Raw genomic sequence first — 12,952 nt, 5'->3', positions numbered from 1 at the left:
CTGCGATCGAACGTCGATCGAACATTTGCCCATTGCGATCCCGACCTGGAGATGACTTATGAGTAACCCCACGATCCTTTGCGTCGACGACGAGCGTAACGTCTTACTCACGCTGAGGAATCAATTAATGCGGCATTTCCCCAGTTATGCGGTTGAAATTGCTGAGAGTGGCATTGAGGCGTTAGAACTCGTCGACAATCTCGTAGCCGAGGGAACGGAAGTTCCGCTGGTGATTGCCGACCAGATCATGTCGGGGATGAAAGGCGATGAATTGCTAATCGAACTAAACAAGCGCCATCCCCAGATTCTGAAAGTGATGCTCACGGGACAAGCCAAGGCAGAAGAAGTGGGTAATGCCGTCAACTGGGGTAACCTCTATCGCTTTATTGCTAAACCCTGGAATGAGGCAGATCTAAACTTGACAGTGACCGAGGCACTGCGACGCTACCAGCAAGACCGACAACTAGCCCAACAACAAGCAGCGCTAGAGCAAGCTAACCGCGAACTAGCGGTGTTGAATGCCGGACTAGAACAACAGATCCAGGAGCGCACCCAACAACTGCGTCGCAACGAGCAGCAACTGCGGTTGTTCGTCGAACATACTCCTGTAGCAGTAGCGATGTTCGATCTCCAGATGAATTACCTGGTTGCCAGCCAGCGTTGGATAAAGGACTATGACCTGGGTAATGAATCCATCTGCGGGCGATCGCACTACGATGTTTTTCCTGGAGTCTCCGATTACTGGCGGGAGATTCATCAACGCTGCTTAAGCGGAGCTGTGGAGAAGAGCGAACGAGATCTTTACATCCGTCTGGATGGAAGGCAGGAGTGGATACGGTGGGAAATACGTCCCTGGTATGACGAAGAAAATACCATTGGCGGCATCATTATCTTTAACGAAGTTATCACCGATCGCATCCAATCGGAAATTGCTCTAAGGGACAGGGAAGCCCTGCTGGTCATGGCTCAGCAAGTTACCCATCTGGGCAGTTGGGAATTTGACTTGCAAACCCAAGCAATTACCTGGTCGGCGGAAACCTATCGCATGTTCGGACTAGATCCATCCCAAGCCGTACCTCCCTATTCTGAATATCTTCAAAAAATCCATGCCGACGACCGACTTATATTGCAGCAGTGCGTGGAGCAGGCGATCGTCAGCGGAACGCCCTACATCATTGACTACAGAGCAATCCTGCCAGACGGTTCGATTCGCTACCATGAAGGGCGGGGAGAGATAAGTCGGGATGCTAAGGGTCAAGTAGTAAAGCTGTACGGTACAGTGCTGGATATTACCGATCGCAAGCACACGGAAATCGCACTCCACGGCACCTTACAATCTTTGGAGGTTCAGAAACGGGCGCTGGATGAAGCTGCAATCGTAGCGATTACCGATCGCCAGGGCATCATTACCTATGTCAACGATCGGTTCTGTCAGATTTCAAAATACGATCGCAGCGAGTTGATCGGAAAAACGCATCGCATTGTCAAATCTGGATGTCACCCCCCTGAGTTTTATCGAGATCTTTGGCATACGATTTCAGCAGGCAACGTCTGGCACGGGGAAATCGCCAACCATGCCAAAGATGGCACGCTTTACTGGGTAGATACGACTATCGTTCCTTTTTTAGACGAGCGCGGTAAACCATTTCAGTACCTCGCTATTCGTTTCGACACTACCGAGCGCAAACGGACAGAAGCAGCGTTGCAGGAACTGAACGAAGAACTGGAATCCCGAATTCAGGAGCGTACTCAAGATTTGCTCCAATCCCAACAGATATTGCAGGATCAAGAAGAACGCTTCCGTCAACTCGCCGAAAATATCGATGCTGTCTTCTGGATGACCGATCTATCAAAACGACAAATTATTTACATTAGCCACAAGTATGAGGAATTGTGGGGGCAATCATGCGATAGTGTAATACAGAATAGCTTTTCCTTCGTAGATCGCATTCACCCTGAAGATCGAGATCGCGTCGTTGCGGCTTTCCCAAAACAAGCCCTAGGGGAATATAACGAAGAGTATCGCCTCCTCCTATCAGATGGTAAAATACGTTGGATTCGCGATCGGGCGTTCCCAATTGCCGATCGCTCTGGTCAAGTTTATCGAATTGCTGGAATTGCTGAGGATATTACGGAGCGCAAACTTGCGGAAGCAGATTTACAGGATAAAGAGCAGTTTCTGCGCAGCATCTATGAGGGGGTTGATAATCCCATTTTTGTGATCGATGTTACCGCAGATGGCGAGTTTCGCTATACTGACTGGAATAGAGCCGCAGAAAAAGCCAGTGGATGGAAAGCTATAGATATTGTCGGTAAAATCCCGGAAGAAATTTATGGTTCTGATGCGGGTAGTTACGAACGCCAACGGCTAAGGCAATGTCTAGAAACGGGCAACTCCATAACCTATGAAGAATCCCTAATGTTCCAGGGTCGGGAAACCTTTTGGTTGACGACGATATACCCACTCAAAGACACCAACGACAGAATCTATCGCCTGATCGGGACGACTTTCGATATTAGCGATCGCAGGCAAGCAGAAGGAGCCCTGCGCCAAAGCGAAGAACGGTTCCGCGCCACCTTCGAGCAAGCAGCCGTCGGCATAGTTCAGGCTAACTTAAAAGGGAGATTCGTCAAACTCAACCAGAAGTTCTGCGATATTGTCGGTTATCCTGAAGCAGAGCTTTTGACCAAAGTATTTGGGGAAATTACCCACCCGGACGATCTAGAACGAGATAGGCAACACGTTAGTCGTTTGCTAGCTGGGGATGACCGCACGTTCGCGATGGAAAAGCGCTACATCCGCAAGGATGGCAAAATCGTATGGGTTAACCTGAGCGTTTCATTAGTGCGGAATCTGGTTGGGGAACCAGAGTATTTTATCGGCGTAATTCAAGACATCAGCGATCGCAAGCAAGCAGTGGAGGCCCTGCGCCAAGCCAATGCCGAGCTTGAAATGCGAGTGGAGGAGCGTACAACCGAGTTGCGAGAAGCTAAAGAAGTAGCCGAAGCAGCAAATCGGGCCAAGAGTACCTTCCTGGCCAACATGAGCCACGAGTTGCGCACCCCGCTCAACGCCATTCTCGGCTTCAGTCAACTGTTGGGGCGCGATGATGCGCTCCGCACGGAGCAACAGCAACAACTGGGTATTATCAACCGTAGCGGCGAGCACCTATTGCACCTGATCAATGATATCTTGGAAATGTCTAAAATTGAGGCAGGACAGATCTCGCTCTTGCCCATTAACTTCGACCTTTACACTGCAATCGCAAATTTACAAGAAATGTTTGCACTCAAAGCCAAATCAAAAGGGTTAGCGTTGCAAATCGAGCGACAGGATACAGTACCGCGCTTCGTCCGCGCCGATGAGAACAAACTCCGCCAGGTTCTGATTAATCTACTGAGCAATGCGGTTAAGTTTACCGATAGTGGCAGCGTGAGTCTAGAGATCGATGTCATTTCCGATGCCTTAGAATCTCAGCGAACACGCCTGCACTTTAAGGTCAAGGATACGGGAGTTGGCATTGATGCCAACGAACTCGCCTATCTATTCAAACCCTTCGTGCAAACTCGGTCTGGCAAGGCAGCCAAAACCGGAACGGGTTTGGGTTTAGCCATCAGCTACCAATTCGTAGAACTAATGGGGGGAGAGCTTCGAGTTAGCAGCCTGCCACAGATAGGTAGTAGTTTTGAATTTGACATTCCCATCGAGGTGGTAATGGCAGAAGACATGCCAGCCCAAGTTACCAGACATCGGGTTTTGCATCTAGCTCCCAATCAACCGACTTTTCGGATTCTGATTGCAGAGGATAATGTGGCAAATCGACAACTGATGGTGCAGATGTTGGAGCCATTGGGATTTGCCGTAGAAACGGTGGAGAACGGCCAGCAAGCGATCGAGCGATGGGAGCAGTGGCAACCAGACCTGATCTGGATGGACATCCACATGCCAGTCATGGATGGCTATGAGGCCACCCAATCGATCGTCCAACAGCAGCAAAACCAGAGCACTGCGAAAAAGACCGTAATTATTGCGCTCACTGCCAGTGCGTTTGAGGAGGAACGAGCGCGCATCCTGGCGACGGGCTGCGACGACCTCGCGATCAAGCCGGCATCAGAGGAGGTGATTCTGGAGAAGTTAGTCAAATATTTAGGCGTGCAGTATCTCTATGCCGAGGAAGTAACGCTGAATGGTGTGGCCGCAGGGACAGAAAAGCGGCAGACCCTCAGCAGGGAAGATTTAGCAGTGATGCCAGGTGTGTGGTTGCATCAGTTGCATCGAGCGGCACGCATAGCGGATGAGGAAGCGTTGGTAGAGTTGCTGGAGCAAGTGCCTTCCAACTACTCCCAAGTGGCTGATTTGCTGAAAGTATTGATTGATAACTTTAACCTGGAGACTATCGTGAATCTCACAAAACCCGCGATCGATTAACTGTTTATATTTGCGAGGAATATCACAGATCCCTGAAGCAGCGTGCTTCACTGCCAAAATCTCCGACCAATGGAATTGCAAACCCTTAATCCCATTCGTTTCGCTTCTACGTAATACCAAATGAACGCACTTAAATTACTCCTGATTGGTATTTTTGGGTTAATTGTGAGTTTTCGCCACGACTTTTCGCGTTGCGCGATACTGGCAATATTGGCAGTGGTGATTCTGATTGCCATGAAGCTCAAAAGTTACAAAAACTCGTAATTTTATTGGGGCGATCGCAGCTATAGCGGTTTTCACTTGAGAACGGGTTTTATTTTTGGGGTGAAGGGGTTCCACCCCTTCTTGGGGGCAACGCCCCCAAACCCCCTACTCTTTCCGATCTGAGAACCGCTATAACATATTGCGATCGAGTCTGCTAAACTGCTGGCTGAAGTTGGACTAAGTGACTGTGATGAGACGTGTTTTAGTTTTTCTGCTATTATTCGCAGTAACAGTATGTGTCATGCGATCGGTAGGAGCGCAGGATAGACCCGAGTCGCTCCACCTTACCTATCCGCCCGCGCAGCATCAAACCACCAGTAGCAAAATCTTTTTTATCGGTACTGCCCCTAAGGATGGCGATGTGCTGATTAACGATCGCCCGATCCGGCGCAGCATATTCGGACATTTTGCCCCTAGCCTCCCACTCCAAATAGGTGAAAATTCATTTTTACTTAGATATAAAGATCGCACTATTACTGTCAAAGTGACGCGATCGCCGCGCCAAATCCAACCACCAAAGGAATTGGGATTTATCTCTGATTCGCTTTACCCAACAGTGGATATTGCGAGAATGCCAAACGAACGCATCTGTTTCCAAGCGATCGCTACACCAGGAGCAACTCTTTCGCTCAGGCTGGGAGATAGAACTATAGCGCTCGCACCCAAAGCAGCAAACGTGCAACTGCCAGCTAACTCGGCGGTGCTGACAAAATCAAATCAACCGCTTGAGGAACCAGTTGCCGGACGCTATGAGGGATGTAGTGCATTTGCAACCTCCGCCCAGTTAGGTCAACCGGAATATGAAATTAGCTTGAATGGTAACTCCGTCAAGCAAAAAGCTAAAGGTAGCTTAGAAATTCTCTCCAGCGATCGCCTGCAAGTGGCGGAGGTAAATGTCGAGTCGGGCGTGACTCGCACCGGCCCGAGTTCGGACTTTTCCCGCCTCACTCCCTTGCCAAAAGGAACTCGGGCATTAATTAACGCAAGAGAAGGAGAATGGCTGCGTCTGAGTTATGGAGCAGATCGAAGCGTGTGGATTAATGGCAAATCCACAAAGATTAGGGATGCAAACGAGTCACCGCGTTCGATCGTACGTAGTTTGAGTAGCAGAACTAGGAAGGATTGGACGGATATTGTAATTCCTTTACAAGTACCAGTCCCGATCGCGATCGAGCAAAGCGATCGCATCTTTAAACTGAAGTTGCACAACGTGACGGCGCAAACGGACACTATCTTGGTCGATAATGACCCCATTATTTCCCGTTTAGACTGGCATCAACTCGATCCCGATACGGTGGAGTACGAGATCGGGCTAAAAAGCGATCGGCAGTGGGGATATAAAGTGAGATATCAGGGCACATCTTTAGTCCTATCGTTAAAACATCCACCTCAATTTTTAGTCGATCGGAAATCTCTCTCGAATTCGCAAGAGCGATTTCGTACCGAACGCGTTCCGCCGCCCAAACCATTGACGGGCGTGACTATTCTCCTCGATCCAGGACATGGCAGCAAAGAAGATTACGGCGCACGCGGGCCGACGGGCTATCCCGAGAAGGATGTCACGCTGATTACTTCTAAATTACTGCGCGATCGCCTGGTACAAATGGGAGCGAAGGTTTATCTGACTCGCGAGGGCGATGATGACATTCTGCCGGAGGGACGAGTGGCGGCGATTGAGAAAATAGAACCCGCGATCGCCTTGAGCATCCACTATAACGCTCTGCCCGACGATGGTGATGCGGAGAATACGAAGGGAATCGGTACGTTTTGGTATCATCCCCAGAGTCACGATCTAGCGCAGTTTCTACACGATTATCTGGTCAAAAACCTTAATCGCAATTCCTATGGCGTATATTGGGGGAATCTGGCGCTGGTGCGTCCGACTGTGGCACCAGCAGTTTTGCTAGAATTAGGTTTTACGATCCATCCAGAGGAGTTTGAGTGGATTATCGACCCACAACAACAAAAGCTACTGGCTGATACGCTTGCTAACGCTATTGCGGAATGGTTTAGGCCATCTCTCTAATTTCTCTCGGATTCAATAGGGATTAATATGGCGTATCGACTGTCTCAATTATGCCGGAAAGTAGTGCAAAAGATAGCAAAGCATCCATTCCTGCGATCGCCAAGCAATCGGGCAATCGTGGTGTTTGTATTGATTTTAGGGCTTAGCATGGTGGGCTTAGCAATTGGTAGCGATCGCGAGAATGCAGAAATCAGGGCATGTAAAGAGAAGGGAGGCACGCCTGTCTTTCGCAAAAGGGTGCAGGAAATTCCAATTAACGATCGCGGTGAAAGGGTAGAACGGGAGTATCAGGTTTTTGATTATTGTCGATAGAGCTAAAACCAATGCATATCAACTACGAGATCGCCCGATTTACTTTGTGGAGGCGCAATTCCAAAAGGATGATGGCTTCTACTGGCGCTTGTTTGGCGAGATTTTCATTTATCTGAAGCAATACAAGCCCGCTCACGATTGGCGAGCAGTTGTGGTGTATCCAGGTCGCAATATCGATTCAGACGTGCCGATGCAGTATCGCGGGCTAGTGCTTGCAGGACAATTGCAGCAGGTATATCTAAATGAGTTATCCCTAGATCCAGGGCAGTCTTTGGGTATCAAAGTTGCTGAGTTAGTGGTGGCTAAGGAGGAAGTGGCATTGGAGCAAGCCATGCAATTAATGCAGCAAGCGCAGCAGGATTTAGCCGATCCATCTACTCAAGCAAAAGTATTAGAATTAATTGAAACGATAATTATTTACAAGCTGCCAAATAAAAGTCGTCAGGAGCTAGAAGCTATGTTTGGTCTGGAAGAGTTAAAGAAAACGCGCTACTTTCAAGAGGTTTCTGCCGAAGAACGGGAGAAGGGCAAACTTGAGGGCAAACTTGAGGGTAAACTTGAGGGCAAACTTGAGGGCAAACTTGAGGGTAAGCTTGAGGGTAAGCTTGAAGCAGTACCACGACTGCTAAATTTGGGGTTGACTGTGGAGAAAGTTGCAGAAGTGTTAGAGCTAGATGTTGAGATCGTGCGGAAAGTTGCTAATCGGGGGGCTGAATAAACAATAGCTATTAAGATTGCTCGTTCATCCTTAAAAATAGGTTTAAATTGGCTGGCGGCTAGCAATACGAGCATATAATCGTGGAAACACCTTCCTGGAGGATAGCGATCGTGTCATTTCGCCTACCACACTGCGTTTTTGTAACTGCAACTCTCCTATTTTCTCTATTTTCTGCTCCAACATCTGTTCCCCACTTCCTATTCCCACTATCAGCTCAAACTAATAATGATAGGTTAAACGAGGCATTACAGCTATTTGAAAAGGGGACTCAACTCAGGGATAGAGGTCAGCCTAGAAAAGCACTTGAGACATTCCGAAAACTCTTAGATATTGCCAGACAAATTAAAAATCCTTCTTTTGAAGGCATGGCACTCGTCAATATTGGAATAATTCACAGAAATCTTGCCCAGTACAAGGAGGCGATTGAGTCCTATCAAAAGGCACTGCAAATTTTTCAGGCATTGGGAGATCGTGCCGGGGAAGGTATTTCCCTGAACAATATTGGTGAAGTTTATAACAGTCTCGGTCAGCGCTCTGAAGCTATAGAATTCTTGCATCGGGCATTAAAAATCCGTCAAGCATTGCGAGATAGATATAGTGAGGGAATCACGCTCAGTAATATTAGTACAGTTTATTTAGGTCGGAGAGAATATCCAAAAGCGTTGGAGTTCTCTCAACAAGCGTTGGTGATAGCTAGGGAAACCAGCAATCGCCGTGCTGAAGGAAATATTCTCAACCATATTGGAGAAGTTTATAAGAGTCAGGGAGAATATTCAAGAGCACTGAAGTCCTATCAGCAAGCTCTGGCGATCGCTAAAGACTATCCCTCTGACGAAAGCACGGTAATCAACAATCTTGGTGGACTTTATAATATCCTAGGGCAATATTCTAAGGCATTAGATCTCTACCAACAAAGTCTAGCAATTGACGAAAAGATTAGCGATCTTGCTGGAGTGGGCAAGGTACTCAACAATATTGGGCAAGTTTACAGTAATCAGAAGCGGCACTCAGAAGCACTAAAGTTCTATCAGCTAGCACGGGTAAAGATCGAACAGGTCGGCGATCGCTCTACCGAATACACAATTCTCAACAATATTGGAACTGCTTACAAGAGTCTTGAGCAACCGTCCAAGGCACTGGAATTCTTACAAAAATCCTTGGCAATCAGCAAAGAAGTTGGAGATCGACCTGCAGACGCAACACTCAACAATATTGGGTCTGTATACGAAGATCTGAACCAATACGCTAAAGCGTTAGATTTCTATCAGCAAGCACTGATGGCTTCAAGACAATTTGGCAAACGTGATGAAGAAAGTATAGTACTTGGTAATATTGGGAACATCCTAGATAAACAAAAGCAGTCAGAATTAGCTATCGCCTACTTGAAGCAATCTATCAATGTCACAGAGACAATTCGTCAAGACTTAAAGAATTTAGGAAAACAGGATCGAGCTACATATACCGATGTCATAGCAAAGGGTTATCGGAAACTAGCGGATTTACTCATACAGCAAAATCGCGTGATGGAAGCATTACAGGTATTGGATTTGCTCAAAGTGCAGGAGTTGGAGGATTATTTAAAAAATGTGAAAGGTAGTGAGAAAACCGCACAGGGAGTCAAGTTGCTGCCACCTGAACAACATTTTTTCAGCTCCCACAAGACATTTACCGATTTAGAATTCAGCAAGAATCCTGCCGTAAATACTCTCGTGAGGCAACTGAGCCAGATTCCGCAAGCAGAACTCAATCCCGTGCCAGAGAGCTTAAAGAACATTCCCAAAAATTCGGTATTGCTCTATCCTGTGATTCTGGGCGATCGCCTGGAGTTAGTTCTATTCTCACCAGGTTCGCCACCCGTTCATCGTTCCGTTGCGGTTAAGAAGGAAGAGTTAGAAGCAGCGATTGTAACCTTTAAAACCGAGTTGTCTCGCCGACCAGTATCTGTTGAAGATACTGATGATGTGAAAGCATCTGCCCAAAAGCTCTACAAATGGATAATCGAACCGATTAAAGCCGATCTCGATCGCATCAAGCCTCAAACCATTACCTACGCGCCTGACGGCAAGTTACGCTACATTCCTCTCGCGGCTCTATACGATGGTAAGCAATGGTTAGTGCAGCAATACCGCATCCATAACATCGTTTCCTACAATCTCACAGACTTTGATGCCAAGCCGCAACCTCAAATGAGTGTAGTGGCTGGTGCGTTTGGTGGGAAAGAGAAGGAAACGCGCTTTAACTTTAATGGCTTACCTGCCACAATACCCGAAGTCCAGAACATTGCCGTAAACCTACCCAACACCATCACGCTAATCGAAGCTGACTTCAACCGTAAGGCACTGGAATCAAAGATAAATAACCAGAAAACGCATAATATTCTCCATCTAGCGACCCATGCCCAATTTGTCGATGGTACGCCCGATGCTTCGTTTATCCTGTTCGGCAATGGCGATAAGGTAACTCTGCGCGAAGTGAAAGAATGGCAACTGAAGCACGTAGACTTAGTAGTCTTGAGTGCTTGTCAAACCGGACTGGGCGGTCTGGGTAGCGGTGTGGAGATTTTAGGCTTGGGTTACCAGTTTCAAGTAGCAGGCTCGAAATCAGCGATCGCCACCCTCTGGGAAATTGACGATGGTGGCACCCAAGTCCTGATGGATAAATTCTATCCAGCGCTTAAGCAAGGTATGCCTACAGTCGAAGCTCTGTACCAAGCCCAACTACAACTAATTAACGGCAAGCCTGCCGCCGGGCAGCCAGATACCAGCCAGCCCTACTATTGGTCGGCATTTATGCTGATTGGGAATGGCAGGTAATATAAACAGAAATGAGAACGGATACCATCTTCTATCAAATATTGCAGACACTACCTGGCCCCTTATTTGAACTGATTGGTGAATCTGCTGATGCAGCCAGAGACTATGAATTTAAGTCCGTCGAAGTCAAAGAGTTATCGTTTCGGATTGATGGTGTATTCATACCGTTAGAGGGATTGAGCGGCGGAACGCATTCGATACGAAGTCACCCAATTTATTTTGTCGAGGTGCAATTCCAAAAGGATGATGGCTTCTACTGGCGCTTGTTTGGCGAGATTTTTATTTACCTGAAGCAATACAAGCCCGCTCACGATTGGCGAGCAGTTGTAGTGTATCCCAGCCGCAATATCGATCTTGGGGTGCCGATGCAGTATCGCGCTCTGCTCATGGCGGGGCAAGTCCAACAGGTATATTTAGATGAGTTGCCCATAGATCCAGGGCAATCCTTGGGTGTCAAAATGGCGGAGTTGGTTGTGGCCGATCGCGAGGCAGCAGTTGAGCAATCAAAGCAGCTCATGCAACAGATGCAGGAGGATTCGGGCAGTTCAAATTTTCAGGAGAAGATATTAAAATTAATCCAGGCAGTCATTGTTTACAAACTAGGCGATAAAAGTCTTCAGGAGATACAGGCTATGTTTACATTAGATGATGTCAAAAAAACACGACTATATCAAGAAATTAAGCAAGAAGCTGTGAAAGAGGCTGTAAAAGAAGTTGCAGCCGAAGAACGCGAGAAAGGCAAGCTAGAAGGCAAGCTAGAAGCGGTAACTCGAATGATAAAGTTAGGTTTGACTGTGGAGCAAATTGCCGAAGCATTGGAACTGGATATTGAAATGGTACGGAAAGCAGCTAATTAGGGATTTGCTATCATTATATTAATTACCGCTCTGTATCCCAACTCTTAATCGCCGCTTGTTTCAGGCTGAAAACTAAACAGAGGCAGGTTCCTATGATTCAACATTGGGAAGGGAGTTTTACGGGCGATCGCGGAGCAGAGCTTTACTATCAGTCCTGGTATCCCCAGGCAAAGCCGCTCGCAACTCTGATACTGGTGCATGGTTTGGGCAGTCATAGCGGTACGTTTGAGACGGCGATCGATTACCTCGTACCGCTTGGTTACGCGGTGTACGGGTTTGATTTGCGGGGGCATGGCAGATCGCAGGGACAGCGGGGGCATATTAATGCGTGGAGCGAGTTTCGTACGGACTTAGGTATATTCTGGCAATTAGTTACGCAACGGGAGCCTCTACTGCCGCATTTTTTACTAGGCCATAGTTTAGGATCTGCGATCGCGTTAGATTATGCCCTGCACCACCCTGAGGGCTTGCAGGGGGTAGTTGCGACCGCTTTGCCATTGGGAAAGGTGGGCGTACCGCCGCTCAAACTGGCAATTGGGCAGTTGCTCTCGCAGGTATGGCCGCATTTCACGCTGAATACTGGCATCGATCGCACGGCCATTTCCCGCGATCCGGAGGTCGTAGCGGCGGCGGACAGCGATCGGCTGCGACATACCAGGGGTAGCGCGCGTCTGGCGACGGAATTTTTGACGATGGCGGAATGGTTGCAAACCCATGCTTGCTGCCTGCAAGTACCGCTCTTGCTAATGCACGGTAGCGAAGATCGCATATCGCCACTGCAAGCAAGTCGCGTCTTCTTCAAGCAAGTAGTCTGTGCCGATAAGGTAAAGTATGAATATGAAGGGGGATATCATGACATCCATCACGATCTGAATTATCAGAAAGTGCTGGCCGATCTAGAGCATTGGCTGCGGCAACATTTAGACAGCAGTCCTAACTCATGCGGCCTGACAGCTTCAACCATGATGGAAGTCTGTACGAAGATTTAGCGATCGCAAAATGTGCTGTAAAACACACTTCGATATGAATATGTTATATTAGCCGTATACCTAAGATAACTGATACCAAATTCGCATCAATTATCCCTACGTTGCCTGGCGACTGAAGGTCGCGGCTACACGAGCAAAGTCCGCGAAGGCGGACTTAGAGTAAAAGGGGGTAAATAAACAGGGTTTGGGATGAGAAGGTTAAGAGTTAAGAGCGAGAAAGGTTAAAGGTGTGGAGGGGTTGATAGCGAATAGCTACGGGTAGCTACAAGTCTAAGTTTCTACTAAAAGTAACTATCAACTTAAGTTGGGTACGATAAACTTCCCTTTATCCGAGATAAGGTTCGATTTATATTTACGGTTACCCCCATTTTGATGAGGTCAGCTAATGGGCTTCGTTAGTTTAGGGATGTTCTGAGACATTTTTATATAATCCTCTACTCCTACACATAAGGATCGCGGGGGCGTGCGTGGAACGTCGGCCCAAACCGATAGCTCCAGCTATGGTTTTCCATATCCCAGCAAAGAGATGAAATAAGGGGGGTGA

At 47.7% G+C, this 12,952-nt stretch carries 8 protein-coding genes; all 8 read left to right on the top strand.

From position 1 onward, the window contains the following. The first annotated feature begins 58 nt into the window (after positions 1 to 58). The 8 genes from PSE6802_RS31015 to PSE6802_RS0111660 all read left to right on the top strand — a co-directional run bounded on the left by PSE6802_RS31015 (position 59) and on the right by PSE6802_RS0111660 (position 12,408). Positions 59 to 4,429, top strand: coding sequence for a PAS domain S-box protein (locus PSE6802_RS31015; RefSeq protein ID WP_071592283.1), 4,371 nt, complete (start codon positions 59 to 61; stop codon positions 4,427 to 4,429). Positions 4,430 to 4,549: 120 nt separating this feature from the next. Beyond that, on the top strand, positions 4,550 to 4,693 hold the full coding sequence (locus tag PSE6802_RS33375) for a hypothetical protein (protein ID WP_156815499.1): 144 nt from the start codon (positions 4,550 to 4,552) through the stop codon (positions 4,691 to 4,693). 190 nt (positions 4,694 to 4,883) lie between these two features. Further along, complete coding sequence (locus tag PSE6802_RS0111685) at positions 4,884 to 6,719, top strand: N-acetylmuramoyl-L-alanine amidase (protein ID WP_026103244.1); 1,836 nt, start codon at positions 4,884 to 4,886, stop codon at positions 6,717 to 6,719. 63 nt (positions 6,720 to 6,782) lie between these two features. Next, positions 6,783 to 7,031, top strand: coding sequence for a hypothetical protein (locus PSE6802_RS0111680; protein WP_036945625.1), 249 nt, complete (start codon positions 6,783 to 6,785; stop codon positions 7,029 to 7,031). Continuing rightward, positions 7,015 to 7,749: an Rpn family recombination-promoting nuclease/putative transposase gene (locus PSE6802_RS0111675; protein ID WP_019500242.1), complete on the top strand. Its 735-nt coding sequence runs from the start codon at positions 7,015 to 7,017 to the stop codon at positions 7,747 to 7,749. Before PSE6802_RS0111680 ends, PSE6802_RS0111675 begins: the two co-directional genes overlap by 17 nt. 80 nt (positions 7,750 to 7,829) lie before the next feature. Next, entirely contained in the window at positions 7,830 to 10,562 is a 2,733-nt protein-coding gene (locus PSE6802_RS28650; RefSeq protein WP_051050571.1) for a CHAT domain-containing protein, read from the top strand. A gap of 11 nt (positions 10,563 to 10,573) precedes the next feature. After that, entirely contained in the window at positions 10,574 to 11,419 is an 846-nt protein-coding gene (locus PSE6802_RS0111665; RefSeq protein ID WP_019500240.1) for an Rpn family recombination-promoting nuclease/putative transposase, read from the top strand. Between the two features lie 92 nt (positions 11,420 to 11,511). Further along, entirely contained in the window at positions 11,512 to 12,408 is an 897-nt protein-coding gene (locus tag PSE6802_RS0111660; protein ID WP_019500239.1) for an alpha/beta hydrolase, read from the top strand. The last annotated feature ends 544 nt before the right edge of the window (positions 12,409 to 12,952 follow it).

The organism is Pseudanabaena sp. PCC 6802, assembly GCF_000332175.1.
Taxonomy (GTDB): domain Bacteria; phylum Cyanobacteriota; class Cyanobacteriia; order Pseudanabaenales; family Pseudanabaenaceae; genus PCC-6802.
Note: the sequence above shows the minus strand (reverse complement) of the source record. Positions and strands in the feature narration are given on the sequence as shown.

What these genes read in the sequence shown, in the direction of transcription:
- PSE6802_RS31015 (WP_071592283.1), top strand. Translation starts at nt 59, where the DNA reads ATGAGTAACCCCACGATCCTTTGCGTCGACGACGAGCGTAACGTCTTA.
- PSE6802_RS33375 (WP_156815499.1), top strand. Translation starts at nt 4,550, where the DNA reads ATGAACGCACTTAAATTACTCCTGATTGGTATTTTTGGGTTAATTGTG.
- PSE6802_RS0111685 (WP_026103244.1), top strand. Translation starts at nt 4,884, where the DNA reads ATGAGACGTGTTTTAGTTTTTCTGCTATTATTCGCAGTAACAGTATGT.
- PSE6802_RS0111665 (WP_019500240.1), top strand. Translation starts at nt 10,574, where the DNA reads ATGAGAACGGATACCATCTTCTATCAAATATTGCAGACACTACCTGGC.
- PSE6802_RS0111660 (WP_019500239.1), top strand. Translation starts at nt 11,512, where the DNA reads ATGATTCAACATTGGGAAGGGAGTTTTACGGGCGATCGCGGAGCAGAG.